The sequence below is a fragment of the Caballeronia sp. HLA56 genome (assembly GCF_054655155.1).
The window spans coordinates 162,126-185,121 of record NZ_BAAHOB010000006.1 but is presented as its reverse complement, the minus strand read 5'-3'; the positions used below and the strand labels follow the sequence as shown (position 1 = coordinate 185,121).

The 22,996-nt window shown below is 60.5% G+C and carries 18 protein-coding genes; 12 read left to right on the top strand and 6 right to left on the bottom strand.

Annotated features, from left to right (window positions below):
- The first annotated feature begins 2 nt into the window (after window positions 1-2).
- The 4 genes from ACYQ47_RS35265 (at window position 3) to ACYQ47_RS35250 (ending at window position 4,956) form a co-directional block, all read left to right on the top strand.
- Window positions 3-848, top strand: a complete 846-nt coding sequence (locus tag ACYQ47_RS35265; protein WP_459909694.1) for a fumarylacetoacetate hydrolase family protein — start codon at window positions 3-5, stop codon at window positions 846-848.
- Window positions 849-975: 127 nt separating this feature from the next.
- Window positions 976-2,007, top strand: coding sequence for a TRAP transporter substrate-binding protein (locus ACYQ47_RS35260; protein ID WP_459909692.1), 1,032 nt, complete (start codon window positions 976-978; stop codon window positions 2,005-2,007).
- Window positions 2,008-2,054: 47 nt separating this feature from the next.
- Complete coding sequence (locus ACYQ47_RS35255; RefSeq protein WP_459909931.1) at window positions 2,055-3,914, top strand: TRAP transporter large permease; 1,860 nt, start codon at window positions 2,055-2,057, stop codon at window positions 3,912-3,914.
- Window positions 3,915-3,933: 19 nt separating this feature from the next.
- Complete coding sequence (locus ACYQ47_RS35250) at window positions 3,934-4,956, top strand: amidohydrolase family protein (protein ID WP_459909690.1); 1,023 nt, start codon at window positions 3,934-3,936, stop codon at window positions 4,954-4,956.
- On the opposite strand, the gene ACYQ47_RS35245 is transcribed toward ACYQ47_RS35250, so the two are convergent.
- A complete protein-coding gene (locus ACYQ47_RS35245) occupies window positions 4,938-5,600 on the bottom strand; it encodes a GntR family transcriptional regulator (protein ID WP_459909688.1) in 663 nt (220 codons plus the stop codon). The genes ACYQ47_RS35250 and ACYQ47_RS35245 overlap by 19 nt on opposite strands.
- Before the next feature lie 401 nt (window positions 5,601-6,001).
- On the opposite strand from ACYQ47_RS35245, the gene ACYQ47_RS35240 reads away from it, so the two are divergent.
- Window positions 6,002-6,433: a DUF6196 family protein gene (locus ACYQ47_RS35240; protein WP_459909686.1), complete on the top strand. Its 432-nt coding sequence runs from the start codon at window positions 6,002-6,004 to the stop codon at window positions 6,431-6,433.
- Window positions 6,434-6,582: 149 nt separating this feature from the next.
- Here ACYQ47_RS35240 and ACYQ47_RS35235 read toward each other — a convergent pair whose 3' ends face one another.
- Complete coding sequence (locus ACYQ47_RS35235) at window positions 6,583-7,488, bottom strand: LysR family transcriptional regulator (protein WP_459909684.1); 906 nt, start codon at window positions 7,486-7,488, stop codon at window positions 6,583-6,585.
- A gap of 96 nt (window positions 7,489-7,584) precedes the next feature.
- Between ACYQ47_RS35235 and ACYQ47_RS35230 the strand changes: the two genes are divergently transcribed.
- The 7 genes from ACYQ47_RS35230 (at window position 7,585) to ACYQ47_RS35200 (ending at window position 16,666) form a co-directional block, all read left to right on the top strand.
- Window positions 7,585-9,273, top strand: coding sequence for an FAD-dependent monooxygenase (locus ACYQ47_RS35230; protein WP_459909682.1), 1,689 nt, complete (start codon window positions 7,585-7,587; stop codon window positions 9,271-9,273).
- Between the two features lie 44 nt (window positions 9,274-9,317).
- Window positions 9,318-10,658 (top strand): MFS transporter, encoded by a 1,341-nt coding sequence (locus tag ACYQ47_RS35225; RefSeq protein ID WP_459909680.1) that lies wholly within the window; start codon window positions 9,318-9,320, stop codon window positions 10,656-10,658.
- Window positions 10,659-10,695: 37 nt separating this feature from the next.
- The gene (locus tag ACYQ47_RS35220; RefSeq protein WP_459909678.1) at window positions 10,696-11,544 is read left to right on the top strand and encodes a fumarylacetoacetate hydrolase family protein; all 849 of its coding nucleotides are present in this window, start codon (window positions 10,696-10,698) and stop codon (window positions 11,542-11,544) included.
- Window positions 11,545-11,559: 15 nt separating this feature from the next.
- Window positions 11,560-12,489, top strand: a complete 930-nt coding sequence (locus ACYQ47_RS35215; RefSeq protein WP_459909676.1) for a VOC family protein — start codon at window positions 11,560-11,562, stop codon at window positions 12,487-12,489.
- A 40-nt stretch (window positions 12,490-12,529) separates the two neighbouring features.
- A complete protein-coding gene (locus tag ACYQ47_RS35210; protein WP_459909674.1) occupies window positions 12,530-13,666 on the top strand; it encodes a porin in 1,137 nt (378 codons plus the stop codon).
- A gap of 94 nt (window positions 13,667-13,760) precedes the next feature.
- Window positions 13,761-14,930: an alpha/beta hydrolase gene (locus ACYQ47_RS35205; protein WP_459909672.1), complete on the top strand. Its 1,170-nt coding sequence runs from the start codon at window positions 13,761-13,763 to the stop codon at window positions 14,928-14,930.
- Window positions 14,931-15,115: 185 nt separating this feature from the next.
- Complete coding sequence (locus ACYQ47_RS35200) at window positions 15,116-16,666, top strand: phytoene desaturase family protein (RefSeq protein WP_459909670.1); 1,551 nt, start codon at window positions 15,116-15,118, stop codon at window positions 16,664-16,666.
- Here the strand turns inward: ACYQ47_RS35200 and ACYQ47_RS35195 are convergent.
- The 4 genes from ACYQ47_RS35195 to ACYQ47_RS35180 form a co-directional block, all read right to left on the bottom strand.
- On the bottom strand, window positions 16,619-18,178 hold the full coding sequence (locus tag ACYQ47_RS35195) for an FAD-dependent monooxygenase (protein ID WP_459909668.1): 1,560 nt from the start codon (window positions 18,176-18,178) through the stop codon (window positions 16,619-16,621). The two genes, ACYQ47_RS35200 and ACYQ47_RS35195, sit on opposite strands and share 48 nt — an antisense overlap.
- A 1,148-nt stretch (window positions 18,179-19,326) precedes the next feature.
- Window positions 19,327-20,934, bottom strand: coding sequence for a histidine kinase famiy protein (locus tag ACYQ47_RS35190; protein WP_459909666.1), 1,608 nt, complete (start codon window positions 20,932-20,934; stop codon window positions 19,327-19,329).
- 103 nt (window positions 20,935-21,037) lie between these two features.
- Complete coding sequence (locus ACYQ47_RS35185; RefSeq protein WP_459909664.1) at window positions 21,038-21,814, bottom strand: hybrid sensor histidine kinase/response regulator; 777 nt, start codon at window positions 21,812-21,814, stop codon at window positions 21,038-21,040.
- Window positions 21,705-22,268: a histidine kinase dimerization/phospho-acceptor domain-containing protein gene (locus tag ACYQ47_RS35180; RefSeq protein ID WP_459909662.1), complete on the bottom strand. Its 564-nt coding sequence runs from the start codon at window positions 22,266-22,268 to the stop codon at window positions 21,705-21,707. Before ACYQ47_RS35180 ends, ACYQ47_RS35185 begins: the two co-directional genes overlap by 110 nt.
- Window positions 22,269-22,996 lie beyond the last annotated feature (728 nt).

The window sequence follows — 22,996 nt, the reverse complement described above, 5'->3', positions numbered from 1 at the left end:
ACATGAAACTTGTTCGCCACGGCAACGCGAACCGTGAACGCCCCGGTTTGATCGATAAAGACGGACGCTTGCGCGACCTGTCCGCGCGAATCGATGTGCTCGGCCCGCGGCAACTCGGCCCGGAGAGCATCGCTGCGTTGCGCGCGATCGATCCCGCGTCGCTACCGCTGGTCGAGGATGCCGCACGGCTCGGCGTGCCGCTGGAAGGCATCGGCAAGATCGTGGCGATCGGTCTGAACTATTCGGACCACGCGGCGGAAACGAATCTGCCGATACCCGGCGAACCGATCGTGTTCCTGAAGGCGACGAGTTCGCTGACGGGACCCGCCGACGTCGTGCGCATTCCGCCGCACGCGCGCAAGTGCGACTGGGAAGTGGAACTCGGCATTGTGATCGGCACGACGGCTTCCCACGTCACGCGCGAACAGGCATCGCGGCACATCGCGGGCTACGTGCTCGCGAACGACGTGTCGGAGCGGTCATATCAAATGGAGCGGGGCGGAACGTGGGACAAAGGCAAAGGATGCGACACCTTTTGCCCGCTCGGTCCCTGGCTCGTCACGGCCGACGAGATCAGCGATCCGCACAATCTCGAAATCTGGCTGCGCGTCAACGGCGAACCGAGACAGCAAGGCAATACGCGAACGATGATCTTCGACTGCGAGACCATCGTCTCGTATTGCAGCCAGTTCATGACGCTCCATCCCGGCGACGTCATCATCACGGGCACGCCGCCCGGCGTAGGCATGGGCATGAAGCCGCCGCAATTCCTGAAGCCGGGCGACACGATCACGCTCGGCATCACCGGACTCGGCTCGCAGTCACTACGGGTCGAGGCGCATCCGTAGAGCGCATCGCGCGCGCAAACGGGCATTGCCTGCATAACCAGAACGCCATACAGCGTCAGAGGAGAACGGGTTTTTCAGTGCGAGTGAAGAATGATCTTCACGCCAAAAAATCTGAGGAGATAAGGACATGCTTAGCAAACGCAGGGAATTTCTGATCCGAAGTGCGAGCACCGCCGCGATAGCCGCATCGGGAATTGTCGGGGCACCGTGGATTCGCCGTGCTCAGGCCGCCGAATTCGTCTACAAGCTCGGGCACGACCTGCCGGCTTCCCATCCGCTGAACAAGCGCTTGATGGAAGCCGCCGATGACATCAAGAAGGAGTCCGATGGCCGTCTCGAGATTCGTCTATTCCCCAACAACCAGCTCGGTGGCGATCCCGACATGTTCGCGCAGATGCGCTCGGGCGCGCTGGAGATCTTCGCCTCGTCCGGCGCGAATACGTTGTCGTCGCTCGTGCCGAAGACGGCCATCTGGACCGTCGGATTCGCGTTCAAGGACTACGGTCAGGTCTATGGCGCGCTCGACGGCGAGCTAGGCGCGCATTTGCGCGGCCTCATCAACAACGCGGGGCTCGCGGTTCAGGACAAGGTCTGGGACAACGGCTTCAGGCAAATCACGAGCAGCGGCAAACCGATCGGATCGCCCGCCGATCTGAAGGGCATGAAGATCCGCGTTCCGCCGGGACGCCTCTGGATCTCGCTGTTTCAGGCGCTGGCGGCGGCGCCCACGTCGATCAGCTTCAACGAGGTCTATCTTTCGCTGCAATCGAAGATGGTCGAGGGTCAGGAGAACGCGCTCGCGATCATCGATTCCGCGAAGCTCTACGAAGTGCAGAAGTACTGTTCGCTCACGAGTCACGCGTGGGATGGCTTTTGGCTCGTGTCGAACCGCAAGACGTGGGAGCGGTTGCCGTCGACTCTGCGCGACATCGCGTCGAAGCATCTGAACGAACAGGCGCTCAACGAACGCAAGGATGTCGCGGCGCTCAACGCCTCGCTGCAAAAAAGTCTCGAAGCGAAAGGGATGATCTTCAACGCGCCGGATGTCGCGCCGTTTCGCGAGATGTTGCGCACGCGCGGCTTTTACGCCGACATGCGCAAGACCTTCGGCGACGAGCAGTGGGCGCTGCTCGAAAAGGTCACGGGGAGACTCGCATGAAGCCGACCTCGCTGGAAGAGTTCACGCACGAGGGAAGCGACGCCATCATGGAGCGCGCCGCATCGGCGTCGCTGGCGGCGCGTCCCGGCTACCGGCGCATCGACCGCGTGCTGGGACTGTGCGCATCGGTCCCGGCGGCGCTGTTGCTGCTTGCCGAGATCGTGCTGCTGTTTTCCAGCGTCGTCATGCGGTATGTCTTGCATGCGCCGCTCGTATGGGGCGATGAACTCGCATCGATCCTGTTCGTCTGGCTGGCGATGACGGGTGCCGCGACGGCGCTGCATCGTGGCGCCCACATGCGGATGACGGCCATCGTGAGCCGTTCCGGCGGACGCTGGTCGAAGCGCTGGGACACCGTCGCACTGATGGCGAGCATGCTGTTCTTGAGTCTCGTGCTCGTGCCCACGCTGAAATACGTCGATCAGCAGTGGGGACTCGTCACGCCTGCGCTCGAGATCAACGACGTTTGGCGCGCCGGCGGCATCCTTTACGGCATGGCATGCATGTTTCTGATGTGCGTCGTCCGGATGCTCGCGCTCGGTCGCAGGCGGGCGACGCTCGGTCTCGGTCTCGTCGCGGTGCTCGTCGCCATATTGACGTTCAGCGGCCCGGTCCTCGAACCGTTCGGCAATGCGAACCTGATGCTGTTCTTCGTCGGCATCCTCGGCTTCACGGTGTTGAGCGGGATGCCGATCGCCTTTTCGTTCGGGCTCGCGACCTTCTCGTATCTCGCGCTCTCCACGCCCGTGCCGATGGAAATCGTGGTCGGCAGAATGGACGAAGGCATGTCGCAGATGTTGCTGCTCGCGGTGCCGATGTTCGTCTTTCTCGGCTTGCTGATCGAAATGACAGGCATGGCGAAGACCATGATCGACTTTCTGGGTTCACTGCTCGGGCATCGGCGCGGCGGCCTTTCGTATGTGCTCGTCGGGGCAATGTATCTGGTGTCGGGCATTTCGGGTTCGAAAGCTGCCGACATGGCCGCGGTCGCCCCGGTGCTGTTCCCGGAAATGGCGCGTCGCGGTGAAAAGAAAGGTGAACTCGTCGCGCTGCTTGCCGCGACGGGCGCCCAGACGGAAACCGTGCCGCCGAGCATCGTCTTGCTGACGATCGGCTCCGTCACCGGCGTTTCGATTTCGGCGCTGTTCACCGGGGGCCTGATGCCTGGCCTCGTCCTCGCCTTCACTTTATGCTCGGTCGTGTGGTGGCGATCGAGAAAGAATTCGGTGCTCACATCGCGCGTGCCGCGCCGTCAGGTCGCGCGCGCTTTCATGCTGGCGCTGCCCGCGATGGCGCTGCCCGTGTTGATTCGCTTCGCCGTGACCGAAGGCGTCGCGACGGCCACGGAAGTATCGACCATTGGCATCGTCTATTCCGTGCTCGTCGGATGCCTGCTTTACCGCAGATTCGACTGGCGGCGCATCGGCCCGATGCTGGTGGATTCCGCTGCGTTGTCGGGCGCGATCCTGCTTATCATCGGCACCGCAACGGCCATGGCGTGGTCGCTCACGCAGTCGGGCTTTTCGCATAGTCTTGCGCTCTTCATGTCCAATCTGCCGGGACACGCGATTGGGTTCATGGGCATGTCCATTCTGCTGTTCATCGTGCTCGGCAGCGTGCTGGAAGGTATTCCCGCGATCGTGCTGTTCGGCCCGCTGATGTTTCCGATCGCGCGAGAACTCGGCATCCCCGAGGTGCAATACGCGATGGTCGTCATCCTCTCGATGGGGCTCGGCCTGTTCTCGCCACCGTTCGGGGTCGGGTACTACGGCGCGTGCGCGGTAAGCAAGATCAATCCCGATGAGGGTATCCGCCCGATCGCCGGCTACATGCTTGCCTTGTTCGCCGGCATACTGATCATTGCGTCGGTGCCGTGGTTTTCGACGGGATTCACGGCCGCCGGCTGAGGTGCAAACAGAGGACGCCATGCCGAATGAAGCCAGCGCGCGCATGCCGCCGCAAACTGAAGCCGCGATCGAAGCCAATCTTCCTGTGATCGACGCGCATCACCATCTTTGGGCGGCGCCGCGGCCGGACTATTTGTTTCCCGAATATGCCGCCGATACCGCCGCGCATCGGGTCGTAGGCAGTGTGTTCGTCGAGTGCAGGACGCACTATGAGGCGAGTGCATCGCCTGAACTCGCGCCGCTCGGCGAAACGGCATTCGCCTTGGCCGAGTCGGCTCGGGCGGCGCGCTCGAACCTGAAGAACATCGCGGCCGGCATCATAGGCTATGCCGATCTGACGCTCGGCGCGGGCGTCGCCCGAGTAATCGACGCGCATCGCGAGATCGCCGGGAATCGCTTCGTGGGCATCCGGAACATCGCCGCGTGGCATGCCGATTCTGCAATCGAGCCGTCGTCGATTGCGCGACCGCCCGAAAAGCTGCTTTACAGCCCGGCGTTTCGCGAGGGTTTTCGTGAACTGCCGCGCTACGATCTGACCTTCGACACATACGTGCTTCACACTCAACTCGACGATGTCCGCGATCTGGCGCGCGCATTCCCGCAGACGCGCATCGTCGTCAACCACGCGGGCGGCCCGTTGCGATCCGGCCCGCGCGATCAGGCCGCCTTTCAGGCATGGCGAACCGCGATGCAAAGACTCTCTGCTTGCGAAAACGTCGCGGTGAAGATCGGCGGGTTCGGCATGCCGGTGTTCGGTTTCGGGTTCGCACAGGCGAGCGCGCCGGTGTCGTCCGACACGCTGGCGCAAGTTCTTCGGCCGTATTTCGATTGCTGCATCGAGCTTTTCGGTGCCGAGCGCTGCATGGTCGAAAGCAACTTTCCGGTCGACCGCATCGGCTACTCGTACACGGTCTTTTTGAACGCGCTAAAGAAACTGAGCGCGCGATTGCCGGCCGACGAGCGGCGTCATTTCTTTCTCGGGACGGCCGATCGAATCTATGGACTGGGATTGGCGGATTCGCTTCAGAGCGAACTAAGCTGAAACTTTTCGACGATGCCAATCAGTGCGTCCTCACCACGCAGGCGCTGCTCCTGATGCATCGTCACGGCTTGCTGCGGATCGCGGCTCATCAGCGCTTTGACCAGAGCCGCGTGCGCGCGAGTGGACTGCGCACGATAAGCGTCCGTCTGCATGCGCAACGCGACCGAATGCGCGCGCTTGGCGAAATCGCGCATCTGGCAACCGGTCGCATACAGTTTCTTGTTGCCTGACAGGCGCATCAGTTCGCGGTGAAACAACTCGTCGGCATCGCCCCACGGCTCGATTTGCTTCGAAGCCTGCGACTCCTTCATTTGTTCGATGGCGCTCTGGATAGCCTCGAACTCTGCTGCGCGCGGCTCGCGGCGCGCGATGAGCGCGACGGCCGCGGCTTCGAGGGCAGAAATGACCTGATAGATCTCGCGCATATCCGACGCCGAAAGCGGCAGCACGCGGATACCTTTGTGACGCCTCATCTCCAGATAACCTTCCGACTGGAGGCGCAGCAGCGCCTCGCGCACTGGCGTGCGGCTCATGCCAAGCTCTTTCAAAGCCTCAGCTTCATCTATCAGGCCGCCAGGTGCGACCCTGCCCGTTTGAATCCAGGACTTGATCTCCCGATAAGCTTCATCGGAATTGAGAGGCATAGACGCTCCAGCAATGTGAAGATGATCAAATGAGGAGAGAACTAATGCGTGCGAGCTGTTCGCCTTTAGCCAAGCTGGCGGAACAGAATCGAAGATATATTATCAAATATTATGAAGGCGGCGTTTTGCGGCCCGTTACGGCTTCGCTTGTTGACCAGCAAGCCGCGCTAATTGGGCGTAGATCGACCATGGATCAAGGCAATTTTTTCAATTAGGATCGCGAACTTTAACGCGCCGCTCCAAGATCGCCGGAATCGCTACAGTCTTCGCTTTTCTTTGAAACTGTTTTTTGATTAATAGCCGTAGTCAAGCATCTTGGCAGCACCGACACTAGTCGCAAGCCGGCGGCGCAACGTACGCTAAGCGCTCGATCATTTCATAAGATTCTTCAGGATGTATCTATGGTTAGTGTTTCGCGCGAGTCAGATTCTGAAATCGAAATCCGTCTTCGTAGAGTGATCAAGGAAGCTCGTTTGAAGCTATACCTGGAAGACTATGTTTTCGAAGAGTTCTCGCTTGGTGAATTCGGGACAGCGGTGCAAGCCGGAGCGCTTGCGCTGATTCGCGATGAGGCGGTGTGGAGTCAGCTCGTTCCTTGTCGAGAAGAAACCGATGACATGTTTGCTGTTTTTCGTTTTCACTTTCCGGTGCATGCAGACAACAGCGGCTTTGTCGGCTGGCTGGCGAGCCACTTGAAGCGAAAGTTTGGGACGGGTGTTTTTGTGACGTGTGGCCAGAACAACGCGGACGGGGGAATTTTCGATTACTGGGGCGTGCCGGTCGCGCTGCGCGCACCCGTGTTCGACGAACTGAGGGCGCTTACGCAGCCATGACACAACGTCGGCCCACATACCGTCTCGGCCTTTCCATTTGTTTCTCGGCTGCGGGTCGAGATTCGATGCACTACAGGCGCTTCGCCATGCGGTCGCCATGCTGCTCGAAGCCGGATCTTCAACGATAGTCGCAAGGATCGGTTTCGTGTCTAGTTTATTTGCTGTCCTAAGGTTTGCACTACGAGGGCTCTAAACCACCGATGTCCCGCGTCATTGTGATGGCGTGCGTGCCAGAATTGCTGCACCGTCAGATCGGGCAAGGTGATGGGTAACTGGAAGACATCCACTTGCGCGAGTTGCGCGAACAACGCCGCCAGTTCATCCGGAACGGCTGCAATGAAATCGGAGGTTGCAACGAGGCTCGGTACTGCTAGAAGGTAAGGCACGTCGATGCCAACTTTGAGCCGCGCGCCGTGCCGACGCAACTCTTTTTCCAACAGCTGGTTTGTCAGGGCGAGCGTCGTCGCGACGACATGCTTGCGGTTGACGAATTCCTCCAGCTTCATGTGTCGCTTGGTGCGAGTCCCGCTACCTTTGACGATGCCCACCAACGACCGCCGAAACAGCGGCTGTTGATGTAGATTTTCTCCCATTTTGCCTAGATATCCGATGGCGAGTTCCAGCGCTCCATCCTGTAGCGCACTTGCCAACTCGAGCGACGGGAGCTGAATCGGCTTAAGCATGGCATGTGGCGCGCGCTTGCGCAGTGCGGCAAGCAGACGAGGCAACAGTACGATCACGCCCATGTCACTGAGACACACGGAAAACGTGCGCGTGGTGGTCGCGGCATCGAACGACTTCGCGCTCCAAATCTCCTCCTGCACGACAGCCAGCGCATGCGCAACGCCCTCGAGGAGCCTTTCGCCGACGGGCGTCGGCGCCATCACCGACCCGGCACGCACGAACAAGTCGTCTTGAAACAGTGTCCGGAGTTTCCCTAGTGCGTGACTTACAGCAGGTTGAGTCAAGCCAAGGCGCTCCGCGGCGCGAGACACGCTCCGTTCTTCCGCCAGCGCCTGCAATACGTACAGAAAATTAAGGTCGGGCGTATTCACTATGAGTCCCATTCATGGCGAGTATGAAATTCATTGTATGGATTTATAGCGACAACGAGTTTAACTTCGCAGCCAGGTTAGAAAAAGGAGACGGAAGTGCTGGATTGCGAAGTCATCATCGTGGGCGGAGGCCCGGTCGGGCTGTTTCTCGCCGCCGAGCTCGGGCAGCGCGGCGTGAGCGTCGAACTGTTCGATGCGAAGCGCGGCACCAGCCGCCATCCCGCCGCCAACGCAAACAGCGCGCGGACGATGGAGCACTTCCGGCGAATCGGCATCGCCTCGAAGGTGCGCTCGCTCGGTCTGCCCGCGGACTATGCGCCGGACGTCGCGTACTTCACGTCGATCGCGGGCCACGAACTGGCGCGGCTGCGTCAGCCGGCCTCGGGCGATGCCGTCGAATGGGCGAAGGGGCACGCCTTCACGTGGCCGACGCCGGAGCCGCCGCATCGATGCTCGCAGCTTTATGTGGAGCCCGTGCTGCTCGATGCGGCGCTCAATGCCGGATGCGGCGTGCATTTCGCGTCGCGCGTCGTGGATTTCTCGCAAGACGATGATTCGGTCACCGCGACGGTTGAAGTCGATGCGACCGACTTGCGTCCCGCCGCGACGCGCACCGTGACCGCGCGTTATCTGATCGGTTGCGACGGCCCGCGCAGCTTCGTGCGCAAGTCGCTCGGCATTCGTCTGGAAGGCATGGCTGGCGAGAAGCGCGAGTTCATGGGCGGCCAGATGGACGCGGTCTACTTCTACGCGCCGGAAATCTATCGCCGGAGCGCGCATGCGCCCGCGTGGCAGTACTGGACCTTCAGTCCGCGGCAGCGCGCGCTCATCATCGCGGTCGATGGAGCGGGTCATTTCATCATGAACGTGCAGTTGCGCGACGGCGAAGTGGCCGACGAGGACACCGTCAGCCGTCGTATCGCCGACGCGATCGGTGCGGACATTCCGTTCGTCGTGAAGAGCAGTTCGACGTGGACGGCGGGCTTCGCCCTGGTCGCGGAGCGTTTCGCGGACAGGCGCGTGTTTCTCGCCGGCGACGCCGCGCATCTGTTCACGCCGACGGGCGGCCTCGGTTACAACACCGGCATCGACGACGTGGCGAATCTCGCGTGGAAGCTCGAAGCGATGGTGAAGGGCATCGCGGGCGCGGCGCTCGGCGCGAGCTACGAAGCGGAGCGCCGGCCGGCAGCCTTGCGCAACACGGCGTTCGCGCGCGGATTCGCCGACGGCATAGGGCACGTGCGGCTTCCGGCCGCCGCTTACGAAGCGGGCGCGGCAGGCGATGCGGCGCGCGCGGCCATCGGCGATTACCTCGCGTTTCATGCGACGGGCGAGTTCGTCATTCCGGGCGTTCATCTCGGCACGCGCTATGAAGCGTCGCCGCTCGTCAAGACGGAAGAGGGCGCGCCGCCGCCCGACTCCGCGAACCTCTATCTGCCGGTCGCGCGCGCCGGACACCGCGCGCCGCACGTCTGGCTCGCCGATGGCCGCTCGCTCTACGACCGCTTCGGACAGGGCTTCACGCTGCTCTGCACGAACGCGGGCGGCGCGCCCTTCGATCACGAAGCCGTGCAGCGCGCCGCTCGCGCGCTTGTGCAGCTCGCCGTCGTGCGCATCGACGAACCCGAGGTCGCGCGGGCCTACGACGCCCCGTATGTGCTGATCCGGCCGGACCAGCACGTCGCGTGGCGCGGCAACGCGCTCGATCGCGAATTCGAGGCGGCGGCCCGGCGCACGGCCGGACACGCGCAGCCAGAGACGGAAGCGGCGCTCGCCGCGCATTAGCCGCAGCGACGCATACACCATAAAAACTCATTGGAGACGACAACATGCACGCGCAATCCGTTGCACCCCGAAGTAGCGCCGACGAGTCGAAGACGGCGCCGCTACAGGTGCTCACGCTCTTACTCTGCTTTCTCGTCGTCGCGGCGGATGGCTTCGATGTCGCGTCCGTCGGCTATGTCGCGCCGCTGCTGAAGTCCGAATGGTCGCTCACGCCAGCGCAGCTCGGGCCGATCTTCGGCGCGGGCCTGTTCGGTCTCACGGTCGGCAGCTTCGTCTTCGGTCCGCTCGCCGATCGCATCGGGCGCAAGCGCGTCATCACGATCTCGCTGATCCTGTTCGGCATCGGCAGCCTCGCGTGCGCCTATGCGCCCTCGGCGGGATGGCTCGTCGCATTGCGCTTCCTGACCGGCGCGGGACTCGGCGGCGCGATGCCAAACTCGATCACGCTCTCGTCCGAGTTCAGCCCACCGCGCGGCCGCGCGATGCTCGTCACGCTGATGTTCTGCGGCTTCACGCTCGGTCTCGCCGGCGGCGGCGCGGTTGCGTCGCTCTTGCTGCCAGGTTTCGGATGGCAGGGCGTGTTCGTGTTCGGCGGCGTGTTCCCGCTGCTCCTCGCGCCGGTCATCTGGCTGTGGCTGCCCGAGTCGATCCGTTTCATGGCGGGCAAGCCGCGCTACGCGAAGGAAGCGCGACGCGTGATGGAGCGCCTCACCGGCGACGCCGACACGCCCTTCGAAGCCGTCGCGCCCGAAGACGCGAAGCGCGGCGAGCGCCACGAAAGCGCGGTCGGCGTGCTGTTCTCAGCCCGGTATCGCGCGGGCACACTGCTGCTGTGGCTCGCGTTCTTCTGCACGCTCTGGGTCTACTACCAGGTCAGTAGCTGGCTGCCGACCGTCATTACGAGCGCGGGCATCGACGCATCCCACGCGGCGCGGGTCGGCGCGATGCTGCCGCTCGGCGGCACGATCGGCTCGCTCGTCAATGCACGGCTCATGGACCGCATGAATCCGTTCTTCGTGCTGACCGGCTCGTATGCGATCGCCGCGGTCGCCATCGCGCTGATCGGTTTCGCGATCGGCGATCCGCTGCTCGTCTATCTCACCGTGTTCATGGCGGGCTTCGGGCTCTCGGGCGCGCAGACCGGCGCGAACGTGCTGGTCGCCGGCTTCTATACGACCTCGGCGCGCGCGACCGGCGTGAGCTGGGCGCTCGGCGTGGGACGCATCGGCTCGATCATCGGCTCGATGACGGGCGGCGTGCTGCTCGTCGCGCTTCACTCGCTGACGATGGCGTTCGCAGTGTTCGCCGCGCCCGCCGTCATCGCCGGGCTGGCGATGCTCGTGAACGGCTGGATGTATCGCGCGAGGAACGCCTCGCAGGCGTGACCGCACAACCCAATCTCTCTGCAAAAAGGATCAAGACATGCGGCTGGTGAATTTCATGAAGGATGGACGCGCGATGCTCGGCGTGCGCGATGGCGACGACGTGCGCGTGCTTGGCAGCGAGCCGCTTGAGTCCGTGCTGGCGCGCGGCGTCGATCTTGCCGAATGGGCGCGTGCGAACGTCACCGAAGAGAAGCTGCCGATGTCAGGCCTGCAACTGCTGCCGCCGCTCATGCGTCCGCCGAAGATCCTTTGCGTGGGCCTCAACTTCGCCGATCACACAAAGGAAAGCAACTACGAGCAGCCGGCGTATCCGACGCTCTTCCTGCGCGTGAACACGAGCCTCGTCGCGCACGATCAGCCGATGATCCGGCCGTCCGTCGCCGACTCCGAAGGACTCGACTTCGAAGGCGAGATCGCGGTCGTGCTCAGCAAGGGAGGCCGTCATATCGCGAAGGACGATGCGCTCGATTGCGTCGCGGGCTACGCGCTCTTCAACGACGGCTCGGTGCGCGAGTATCAGTTCAAGACGCCGCAATGGACCGTCGGCAAGAACTTCGATGCGACCGGCGCGTTCGGTCCCGATCTCGTCACGCCCGACGAGCTTCCTGCCGGCATCAAGGGATTGCAGCTTGAGACGCGCGTGAACGGCGAGGTGATGCAGTCCGCGAACACCGACGAGATGGTCTTCGACGTGGCTTCGCTCATCAGCATCATCAGCGAGGCGATCACGCTCGAGCCGGGCGACGTGATCGTGTCGGGCACGCCGTCGGGCATCGGCTGGGCGCGCACGCCGAAGCGCCTGATGAAGGCGGGCGACGTGTGCGAAGTGAGCGTCGAGCGCATGGGCACGCTGCGCAATGTGATCGCGGACGAGCCGCGGCGCTGAAGCATGGAGGCCGACATGGCAGAACCGATACCGTCATCGCCGCGTGCGAGCGTGCATTCGATCGATCACTTTGCGCTCAACGTGCCCGCGATCGCCGACGCCGAGCGTTTCTACACCGCCTTCGGGCTCGATGTCGCGAGGCTTGGCGCGGATCCGGGCGAGCTGCAACTGCGCGCCTCGGATGGCAGGCGCTGGGCGCGCATCCTCCCGGCGGCGGAAAAGTCGCTCGCGTACCTGAGCTTCAACTGTTTCGACGACGATCTCGACGCGCTGCGCGCACAGACGCGGACAGCCGGGGCCGGGTTCGTCGCGGGAAATGGCATCGGCTTCTGGTTCCACGATCCCGACGGCAATCTGATCCAGGTGAAACCGGGACCGAAGACGAGCCCTTCGTCGAAGACGCCGCACGCGGTCGAAGGCACGCCCGCGGACCGGCGCGGCAACTGCACGCGGTCCGCAGTGAAGCAGGTCCGGCCGAACCGGCTCTCGCACGTCCTGCTGTTCTCGCCCGACGTGCCGCGCGCGCTCGACTTTTATGGCGCGGCGCTGGGCCTGCGTCTTTCCGACAGGTCGCTCGACATCATCGCGTTCACGCATGCGCCGCACGGCAGCGATCATCACCTCGTCGCGTTCGCGAAGAGCAGCGCGCGCGGCTGGCATCACGCGGCGTGGGACGTCGACGACGTGAACCGCGTCGGCGAAGGGGCCGCGCAGATGGCCGCCGCGGGCTTCGCGAAAGGCTGGGGCACGGGACGGCATGTGCTCGGCTCGAACTATTTTCACTACGTCGAAGATCCGTGGGGCTCGTTCTGCGAATACTCGGCGGACATCGACTTCATCTCGGCGGGACAGACGTGGCCCGCCGGCGATTTCGCACCGGAGGATTCGCTGTACCTGTGGGGGCCGAGCGTGCCCGACAACTTCATACGCAACACCGAGGCGTGACGCCTCTCGCATCACGACAAAACGAGAACAGGACGGAGACATGAAGCAAAAGATGATGGCGGCAGCGGGCGCGCTCGCGCTCAGCTGCGGCGTGCATGCGCAAAGCAGCGTCACGCTCTACGGGATCGTCGACACCGGCATCGAGCTTGTCACGCATGCCGGGCCTGCCGACGACAAGGTCGTGCGCATGCCGGGCATCACCGGTACGGTGCCGTCGCGCTGGGGACTGCGCGGCACCGAGGATCTGGGTGGCGGCTACGCGGCGATCTTCACGCTGGAGAACGGCTTCAACGTGCGCTCCGGCGACATCAATCAAGGCGGGCGGCTCTTCGGCCGTCAGGCGTGGTTGGGCGTGTCGAGCCGCTTCGGCACGTTGAGCTTCGGGCGTCAGTACACGATGAGCTACTGGGCCATCGTCGATGCCGATCAGCTCGGGCCGGACATCTACGGCGGCGTCGGCTCGATCGATTCGTACATTCCCAATGCGCGCAGCGACAACACGGTCGCGTACAAGGGAACCTTCAGCGGCGTCACGATCGGCGGCGCGTATGCGTTCGGGCGCGATTCCGCGGGCACGGGCAACTCGCCCGGACAGGGCACATGCGCGGGCGCGATTCCCGGCAACTTCAACGCATGCCGGCAGTGGTCGGTACTCCTACGTTATGACGCGAGCGCGTTCGGCATCGCGGCATCGTACGACGAGCAGCGCGGCGGTCCGGGCGCGGCCGCCAACATCTTCAACGGCACGACGCCGATTCCCCTGACCAACGGCGGCGACAAGGACGCACGCACGCAAATCAACGGTTATTTCAAGGTCGGCCAACTGAAAGTGGGCGGCGGCTGGCTCGGACGGCGCGTGGAAACCGTGTCGCCGACGCTTGCCGATGTGCGCACCGACATCTTCTATCTCACGGGCACGTACTTCATAACGCCGGCCGTCGTGGTCGATGCGGGCGTATATCGCACGATCGACACGGATCAGGACACGCGCGCGACGCTCACCGCTCTGCGCGGCACATATCTGCTCTCCAAGCGCACGGCGGTGTATCTGCAGAGCGGCTATGTATTCAACAGCGCCAAGGCGCGCTACACCTTGAGTCAGGGCGGCCCCGGCACTACGCCAAACGCCGGCGTAAGTCAGTTGGGGGTGATGGCAGGAATCCGACATTCGTTCTGATGTGAAACGACGCGTCGATCAACGAATTCTATTTCAGCGTTTTTGATGGCACATGTGGGCGCCTAATCGCGCACTTTACATTTTGGAGATGACTATGAGCGATTCGACCGAGAACATCATCAATCGACGGAATTTTCTTGGAATGAGCGTCGGTGCTGCTGGCCTGCTCGTCGGGATGTCCGGATGTGGCGGCGGCAGCGACGCGGTGGCGCAGACTTCGGGCGGCTCGCCGTCGACGAGCGATGCCGCCACGCAGAACCTTCAGTGTCTTCCAGGGCTGCCCGTGTCGACTGACTACAATGCCCTGCGAGCCAAGCGGATGACGGAGGTAAGCGGAGAAATGCTGGCCATCTATAACGCCGCGGCAGCGGCTCCGCCCTTGCGCCAAGTTGGAATCGCCGCGATCCGCGCGTCCTATCAAAATCCCCAGGCTGCCGTCGTACCGGCTGGCGTCACCGCCCGCAACATCCAGATCCCCGGGCCGGCGGGCCCGATACCGACACGCATCTGGATGCCGGCAGGCGCTACCGCTCCCGTCGGTGTTTATTTGATTACGCACGGCGGCGGGTGGAATTTTGGCAACGGTATCGATTATCACGACGCCGAGGAAAGCCAGCACGTCCTCGATTGGGGTTGTGCCGTGGTGCGCCCCGACTATCGAATCGCTCCGGAAAACAAGTTTCCCGCACCTATCGACGACTGCTATGCGGTACTCAAATACATTGGCGACAATAGCCAACAACTTGGGTTCGACAACACTCGCATTGGCGTCGGAGGCGGCTGCGCTGGGGGAAATATCGCGACCGTCATTTCGCTGATGGCTCGCGACGCAGGTGGAGTGAAACCCGCGATTCAATTCCTGTGGTCGCCCGTATGTGATACACGCAACAACTATCTATCGCATCTGGAGTTTGCCAATGGTTACGGCCTTCGGCTCGACGATGCTGATTTCGTAACCGAAAACTACCTGCATTCACGGGAGGATTGCTACGACTGGCGATCATCGCCCGTCCTTGCTCCTTCTCTCAAGGGCGCATCGCCCGCACTCGTGTGGGTCGGAGAGTGGGAAATTTTGCACGGCGAGACGATGGCCTATGTGAGTCGCATGCGCGATGCGGGCGTCAACGTTCAACTCATCGAAGGCGCGCAGCAGGGACATGGCTTTATTTATCTTTATCCAAATACTGCCTACGCGAAGGCGACGCTTCCTGAAATCAACCGCATCATGAGAAGTTATATTGGTCCGGAAGCCGTAAGGGGCTAACAACTCACACGTCTACGCCTCGCTCGTTCCTGACGAGCGTTGTCATCCCGTTCGGGCTGTGCGAGGTAGCGTATTGCGCGCCACGGTTTCACCCAGCGTTGCTAGGCGGCGACGATCGGCGCACTACTTATCTACGCACCTTCGCGCTTACGCACCTTCGCATCTACGCACCGGAAGGAGATCAAATGCATTCTCAAGGGTCGTACGATCTCGTCGTGATCGGCGCGGGACCGAACGGCCTGTCGCTGGCCGTCAACATGGCGAAGGAAGGCTACCGTGTGGTGGTCGTCGATCGTGGTTCGACAGTCGGAGGGCAGGCCATTTCGGAAGAATCCCTTTTACCCGGGTTCTTGATTCATCCGCACGCCAACTACCTTTCCTATACGGACATTCTTCGGTCCCAGTCTTTCGCGTCGCGAGGGGCCATGCTCGTTCCAGCGATCAAACCGGTCGCGCAGCACGGCCTGTGTTTCCGCGACGGTCGGCCGCCGGTCATCATTTATCGAACGGATCATACGGCCAGGACCTTCAAGTCCTTCGCATGTTATTCCACGAGTGACGCGCGGACATTCGAGCGTTGCAAGAGAACGGCAGATAAGCTCACCGAAACGTTATCGCAATTGTATTTTCGCGTACCGGACGCCGCGCGCTGGTCAATATACCTCGCTGAGCTTGCAAGCAAATTCCGCTTTGCGGTCGACAAAAACGAGTTCGACAAGCTGTCGGCTCGAGCAATTATCGATAGGCTATTCGAGTCAGATGAAATTCGAACGCTGCTGTATCTCACGACGATCGAGTTCTCGATCGATTTGGACGAAGCCGGCGGGGCAGGCGGATTTCTTGGGTACGCGCTTTGGTTGCTGGGCAGGCGCAGGCTTCCTCGTGCTGGCATGGGCACGGTCTCTCGTGCGTTGGCCACGGCAGCAGAGGCTTGCGGTGCGGAGATCATCTTAAAGCGTAGTGTTCGTAAAATCGTTGTAGAGGAGGGCAGCGTGCAAGGCGTTCTCCTCGATGACGACACGTTGATCGCTGCGCCGATTGTCGCGTCTGCAGTGCCCTACGATGCAATGCTTGGGATGCTCGATGAGCAATGGAGTAAGAATGCGGAGGATCGGTCAGCCCTTGCCAACTATGAGCGCGCAGAGGCGCGCCTCGTTGGCAGCTTCGCAGCGTGCTTGCGAGGAGTTCCGCGCTATAAGAGTGGCGCGTTCAACAGGGATATCGACGAGTGTGCGCAGACGTTCGTTGGTTTGGATAGTACTGCTGAAGTAATCGAGCGGGAATTCGAATTAAGCGCGGGACGCCTGCCCGCTCCAAGTGGCGCAATTCGCGTGAATTCGTTATGGGACTCGAGTCAAGCTCCGCAGGGCAAGCACGTGGCTGGCGCGGACTGCGCGTTTCCCGGCCGGCTCGGCGAGACGTATTGTGCCGAAATCGAGCGCGCGTATCCGCAGGCTTTTGCAACCACTTGGGCAACTTACGCGCCGAACATCGAGGAACTTATCGAAGCGCAAAAACTGCATCTTTCCCGCGCGAACAGCCGGAAATTGGTATTGCGGGAAGGCGATGCGCAATATCGAGGACCAGCACGCGGGCTTTATTTATGCGGCAGTTCAACCTATCCCGGAGGCGGCGTTCATGGTGCATGCGGCATCAATGCATTTCAAGTCATACTCTCTGATTCGAAGTCAGACGCGGCCATCAGCACACTCAGGTTCGCCAAACCATCGCGATAACGCCTGAGCAATTTCTTCGTCTCCTGACGTTGTTTCGGTTGCCCAGGCGACGATTCCATCAGGTCGTGCGAGTACGGCACGAAGACCCAGGCGATTCCGAACGTCGCCTGCAACATACGTGACGCGGCCGCGCCAGCCGCTTGTCAGAAGCCTGCGCGATTGGTGTCCGTCGAAGTCGAGAAAGATTCCTTTTCCTTCGCGCAAAAGGCAACCCACCTTCGTTCCGTCGACGAGTTCGAAATCAGGAACGCTATGGCCTAACAGCGGGTGTTCGCGGCCAAGCTCGTAGCGAAGCGAAACGCCCCACACGCGCTCGGCGAAATACGTCGCGCCGTCGCGGGTCTCGATGAGGTCGCGCATGATGGCCCCGAGTGCGCGCGTACTCGGGGTAGGGCGCATGAGTGCCACTTGCGCGCGCGACCAGTCGAGAACGGCTGCCCCCACGGGATGTCGTTCCCGCTGATAGCTGTCGAGCACATCGGCCGGCGCGTCGCCACGGATCGTGGCAGCCAGCTTCCAACCCAGGTTCATCGCGTCTCCGATGCCCAGGTTGAGCCCCTGACCGCCCAAGGGAGAATGGATGTGCGCGGCATCGCCCGCGAGCAGTACACGTCCCTCGCGATAGGTCGTCGCCTGAAAAGATCGGTCCGTCCATGTGGTCGCGATTCGAAGCTCGGTCAAGGTGACATCCGCGCCTGACACGCGACGCAACACCGCCTCGACGTGTTCCAGCGTGATCGGGTGGACTCGGTGAAAGGCGCCGCCGTCGAATTCGACCATCGCGATGGTGCCGGGCCGCGCGTAGGTGTACATACCGACCGGCGTGTAGTGTCTGCCTGCGCGGAGTGCTTCGGGATCGGCCATTTCGACTTCGACGGAATATCCGGTGAACTCGGGATCAGTGCCGACGAACTGGAAGGAACCCGCTTTGCGTACCGCGCTGCGGCCGCCGTCGCAACCGACAAGCCAGCGTCCGTGAAAAGTCTCGCTGCCCGCGTGAACGCTCACTTCGTCTTTCAAGGCATTGATCGCGTCGACCCTGAAGCCGCGCCGGATTTCGGCGCCCATCGCATGGGCTCGACGGGCCAGGACGGATTCGAGCAGTTCCAATTCGACCGCCATGCTCGTGCCGGCCGGACTTGGGAGGCGATACGGCCACTTCGATGTGTCGATATCGTCGTGATAGAACTGGATGCCGGCGAAATGGCCAGCGGGCTGACGCACCTGTCCCGCCCAGTGCGGGGTGCTCGCCGCCATTCCTTCGGCAGCGCGCTCACGTTGCGCCGCGACCACTTCTTCCAGCAAATCGCGGCGATACAGCGCGTCGAGCGTCGACGCCGAAAGGCCGCGAATTCCAAATGGAAGACGCTTTAATGCGGAGTGCGAATCTTCGGCCTGTTCTATCACGAGGACGGAGAGGTCGAACAGGCGTAACTCGCAGGCGAGAAATAGGCCGACAGGACCTGCCCCAACAATTACAACGTCGAAGATATTCGAATGATGTGCGCGCATGAACCGCTCCTGTGTCGATGTGGATGTTCGACCGGAGCGTTCCTCAGTTGAGAACCACACGGACGAACCTCAAGACGCCTATACAGCGTCGATGTTCTTCGTGGGGATCTTGTGCGCGAGGCCAAAGACCAGAGCTTTCGTTACCGAAAGGACTTGGGCTTACCAAACCAAGTCTGCCTTTTCCGACAGCGCTTTATAGCATCGTGACGCCGTGACGGCAACAGAGGGCGGGCGAGCCGGTGCGATTGAGCTTACGAGCGGCTTGCTTTCGACAGCAGATCGGTGGAGGCGTGCCGCGTGGCGCGCGCATGCCCGCGTTCGCGCTCATCGGGCATATGCGACTGGCCAGGCCTAGGTAATTTGACATAAACTTAATTAGCACATCTTCGTTAGTTATGCGAATCATGTCTGTTGATTAACGGCTCGACTAACGCGCGCGAGTCAGCCGCGTGGCTGTCGATTTGAAAATCGAGTTCATATCCAAAAATAAAAAGCGGCCGACTGCAGATAAAAAATTAGCCACTGCTTCCGCGCGGCCCCAGTGTCGGGAGCGTATCGGTTGACAAAGTTCAAGCGCCCGACCCAGACGCCGGTGGCGCCATTACGGCGAAAATCTACTGGCGCCTATATGCCGAAAAACTTGTGGCCCCAAAACGTTGAAAAGTCCCTGGCGGCTTTATGCCGGAGACGGTTTGGCTCCTTAACGACAAGAGTTCACATAAGCAAGCGGTTGGATCAAACGCTACACGTATCTTATGTCGTCGCGCTTAGACACTTCTCACCGGCGACGAAGCGTGCATGTTCGGCGTATTGAGCGCCATGGAGTTCCAGATGTTCTACGACTGGATTGCGGGCGACTGTCCCGCTTACCTGTCAGGACCGAGAATTTCTGGTATTGAGCGAGCGGGGTAAAAAGGAAGGTACCTTTCGCACCGTGCGATCGCACGGCAAGGAAAGCTTACCAATCCAACGATGAACGCACTGAACGCCAATGCGGTCGATACATCCCGGCAGGCAGAGCTCGCAAACCTTGGTGACCTGTCGCCAGCCATTCACCACACGGAGGCAGGGCTGCTCGCAACCGCACAATTTACGAAAAGTTTCGGTCCCCTACTTTGGACACGGCAACCGATCCGCTACTCAATGTCCTACGCGACACCTGTATGACCGTTCAGGACGATACGAACTTTGCGCGCAAGCTCAGCACGGCCATACGGCTTGTGAATCACGTCAAACTCAGAACCGCGCGCATCCGTATGCTCGAGCGACGCGTCCGCGTATCCAGTCGTCAACAGAATTTTGACAGCGGGATTTTTTCGTCGGGCTTCGCGCGCAAGCATCACACCGTTCATATTGCCTGGCATGATCAAATCGGTGAACACCATATTGATCTCTGGATGCTCATCAAGAAGTTGCAGTCCTTCCTTTCCGCTGAAAGCGACATGCGTTGCATATCCGAGCTGCTCAAGCATCGCCTGCGCGACCTCCGCAACTTCAGGCCGATCATCGACGATCAAGATCGATTCCGTCCCACCCTGTTCGACCAATTTGACCGGTGGCGCGTGGCCCAATTCTTCGTCCGCAACTGCGGGGAAATAAAACCGCAGCGTGGTACCAATACCCACTTCAGAATAGATATTGACGGCGCCCCCCGATTGCTTGGCGAAACCGTACACCATCGATAGCCCCAAGCCGGTGCCTCTGCCTTCTTCCTTGGTTGTGAAAAACGGATCCATGACTCGATCAATGATCTCCGGCGCAATGCCCGGGCCATTGTCTGAGACGGCGATCGAGACGTAGTGGCCAGCAGGTAAGTCTGCAAAACCTACAACCTGGCGCTTTTCTAGTTCCACGTCGCTGGTTTGCACCGTGACGCGAGCATCCGACTGCTCGCCCATCGCATCGCGGGCATTGAGCAACACGTTCAGCAATGAAACTTCAAGTTGCGTCGTGTCCACCCGGCAGTTGCGCAAGTTCGGTTGAAGGTTGGTATGAAGCGTGGCATGTCCGCCTAAGGTGCGACTCGCAAGTTCAACCATCCCGTGTACAAGTGCGTTGAGATTTACGACTCGGCCACTCAGCCGTTGTTTTCGGGCAAACGCCAGCAGTTGCTGCGTCAGCGTGCTCGCCTTAGCAACGGCGCCTCGAATTTTATCGATTCCACCATGTAAAGTGGGCGCTGGCGTACCGCGATCAACGCCCAAATCGAGGATGTCGAGATAGCCAGTCATCACTTGCAGCAAATTGTTGAAGTCATGGGCAATTCCACCCGTCAGCTGGCCCAGCGCTTCCATTTTCTGCGACTGATGCAAAGCGTCTTCAGCGTCACGCCGGCGGCTCACATCAAGCTGTGAGGCAAAGAAATAGACAACGTCGCCGGCTTCGTTGTGCACCGGTGAAATGAAGAGAGCATTCCAGAACGTAGAGCCATCTTTTCGGTAGTTTAAGATCTCTGTGGAGATATCCCGCTTCGCCGCTATCGCTTCGCGCACTTCCCGAATTGTTTCTTTATCCGTATCCTTGCCTTGCAGAAATCGGCAATTATGCCCGATAAGCTCGTCCTGATCATAACCGGTCATCGCCTGAAATGCATGATTTGCAAAGATGATCGGATTATCAGGCTGTTGTGGATCCGTCACAATCATCGGCATACGTGTCTTGGACACTGCGGCGAAAAAGATGTCGTTGTGGTGATCGTCGATTGACTGGGTGGAATCGCTAATATTTGGATGTTCTGCTTGAGACGGTCTGATCATGATGTGCGCGCGGGCCAAATGCGTGAGGGATGGTTGGACAACACCAATTCTGCTGAATACTGAGCGATTTGTCTGTTTTATTTAGTTGGCTTCGCCCGAAATTTCATCGGGAGTGGCCCTGTTTCGCCCGCGTCAATCGCGCAAATACGGTATCGAGCGCTTTCAGATCGACTGGCTTAGAGAAGTGAGCATCAAAACCTGCCCTAAACGCTCGTTCTCGGTCCATCTCACTCGCATAGCCCGTGACCGCAATGAATGCCGTGCGCGACATCGAATTTATTTTGGCAAGCTCTTTCACGAGCACGTAGCCGTCCGTATTGGGCAGCCCGATATCGCTAATCACCACGTCCGGCTGCCGCGCGATCATCATCGCCAATGCATCCTGCGCTCGATAGGCGACCCGAACCGAATGCCCGGATATGCGGTAGTAGAGCGCCAAAGCATCAGCGGTATCGACATTGTCTTCAACGATCACGATATCAAGAGCGGAGCTGAAATCAGCCTTATCTTCAACGGATGTATTAACGGATTTTTGGGCGGCTTTGAGCGTCAGAATAAATTCACTGCCATGCCCCCGCCCTGCGCTTTTGACCCTTAGCGAGCCACCGTGCCATTCGGCTAAGCGCCGCGCGAGCGCCAGTCCCAGCCCCATGCCACCCTTGGCTCGATCAAGGGGCTGTTTGCTTTGCCCAAACACTTCGAAAATTTCGCCGACGTCCTTGGGATCGATGCCGATGCCAGAATCCAACACACGAATCGCAACACCGCCGTCAATTGCCTGCACGGTGAGGTCGATGTTGCCACCTTCTGGCGTGTACTTCGCAGCGTTGGTCAATAAGTTGGAAACGAGCAGTGGGCACTGAGTACGGTCCGCGTACACCCAAGGGTCGTCCACGATCGTGCACGAAAAAAACATGTTGGCCGTCCCAAATAAATCCCCGACTCATCTCGATAGCTTGATTCACAATCGTTTTGGCCGATGCAGGCTCAAGCTCAAGTTCGACTGCGCCGAACGACACCAATGAGGCAGATAGTAGATGGTCAACGATCTCGCTCATGTAGCGCACGTGCCGGTCGATCAATGATTTGGGCCAAACCCGCTGTTCAAGTGTGGCCTCAACCTGTTGGAGGAGTTGCACGGCGGTCAATATTGGCGCGAGCGGCGCGCGCAGCTCGTGCGCGAGCATGGCAAGAAACTGGTCGCTATTGAGCTGGGCGTGGTCGAGACGATCGCGTAAGGATCGGATATCTCGCTGAGCCTGGATACCTTCGAGGTGTTTGATAATTTGCTGAGCGAACTTACGAAGGATCTGAATATCGCTATCATCGACCATGCGCACCTGCTTGTCGGTGACACATAGCGTTCCGAGCGGCAACCCGCCGGGTAACTTCAGCACCACCCTGCATAAAAACGCACTTGGCGTTCGACGGTAACAATAAGGTGCTTTGCGAAGGTTGGATCGCGAAGCGTGTCAGAAATGATAAGAGCATCACCTGCCTCTATGGCCGCAGGGCAGAGGCGGTGTTCATTGGGACGATGGCTGCACTCCTCCCCATGCAGAGTGACATTACGTCTGCACGTCATCCACAAAGTTGATGAAGGCAGCTGGAACCCGCAAAGCCGACGCAAATTCAACTATCGAAACGAAGTGCGCTTCAGCTGGCTTCCCAAGAATGTTGAGTGATTTCAGTTGCGAGAGCCGACCTGAATCGGAGAGGACGGAGACGGACGTTATAGGACAGCCTACTGCGAGAAAGGAAATGGTGTTCGGCTCAGTGGGATTTGTGTTCCCAATCGACAAGCCAAGGGATGCCGACAGCTGATCGCCGCGCGGACGTAATTAAGCGCTTTTCTCTACATTGATACGTATGCCGAATTGATTTAATTTAGGCTGATATGCGAAGCGATTCGCAGCGTCGGGGCGCAATCCCAAGTTATTTAGTGGACTATTTGTGATGTTACCGGCGAAAAACTAGCGAAGATCGGATCAACGCATCCGAAAAATTTACCGATGCCCGACTTGCAAATCTTCCGCGTCACTCTCAAGTAAAACGTTCCCGC

Excerpts from the sequence above, each read along its gene's own strand:
- ACYQ47_RS35190 (WP_459909666.1), bottom strand. The coding sequence starts at position 20,934 with ATGATCAGACCGTCTCAAGCAGAACATCCAAATATTAGCGATTCCACC.
- ACYQ47_RS35240 (WP_459909686.1), top strand. The coding sequence starts at position 6,002 with ATGGTTAGTGTTTCGCGCGAGTCAGATTCTGAAATCGAAATCCGTCTT.
- ACYQ47_RS35255 (WP_459909931.1), top strand. The coding sequence starts at position 2,055 with ATGGAGCGCGCCGCATCGGCGTCGCTGGCGGCGCGTCCCGGCTACCGG.
- ACYQ47_RS35215 (WP_459909676.1), top strand. The coding sequence starts at position 11,560 with ATGGCAGAACCGATACCGTCATCGCCGCGTGCGAGCGTGCATTCGATC.
- ACYQ47_RS35200 (WP_459909670.1), top strand. The coding sequence starts at position 15,116 with ATGCATTCTCAAGGGTCGTACGATCTCGTCGTGATCGGCGCGGGACCG.
- ACYQ47_RS35180 (WP_459909662.1), bottom strand. The coding sequence starts at position 22,268 with ATGGTCGATGATAGCGATATTCAGATCCTTCGTAAGTTCGCTCAGCAA.
- ACYQ47_RS35220 (WP_459909678.1), top strand. The coding sequence starts at position 10,696 with ATGCGGCTGGTGAATTTCATGAAGGATGGACGCGCGATGCTCGGCGTG.
- ACYQ47_RS35195 (WP_459909668.1), bottom strand. The coding sequence starts at position 18,178 with ATGCGCGCACATCATTCGAATATCTTCGACGTTGTAATTGTTGGGGCA.
- ACYQ47_RS35225 (WP_459909680.1), top strand. The coding sequence starts at position 9,318 with ATGCACGCGCAATCCGTTGCACCCCGAAGTAGCGCCGACGAGTCGAAG.
- ACYQ47_RS35260 (WP_459909692.1), top strand. The coding sequence starts at position 976 with ATGCTTAGCAAACGCAGGGAATTTCTGATCCGAAGTGCGAGCACCGCC.
- ACYQ47_RS35265 (WP_459909694.1), top strand. The coding sequence starts at position 3 with ATGAAACTTGTTCGCCACGGCAACGCGAACCGTGAACGCCCCGGTTTG.
- ACYQ47_RS35250 (WP_459909690.1), top strand. The coding sequence starts at position 3,934 with ATGCCGAATGAAGCCAGCGCGCGCATGCCGCCGCAAACTGAAGCCGCG.
- ACYQ47_RS35210 (WP_459909674.1), top strand. The coding sequence starts at position 12,530 with ATGAAGCAAAAGATGATGGCGGCAGCGGGCGCGCTCGCGCTCAGCTGC.
- ACYQ47_RS35205 (WP_459909672.1), top strand. The coding sequence starts at position 13,761 with ATGAGCGATTCGACCGAGAACATCATCAATCGACGGAATTTTCTTGGA.
- ACYQ47_RS35245 (WP_459909688.1), bottom strand. The coding sequence starts at position 5,600 with ATGCCTCTCAATTCCGATGAAGCTTATCGGGAGATCAAGTCCTGGATT.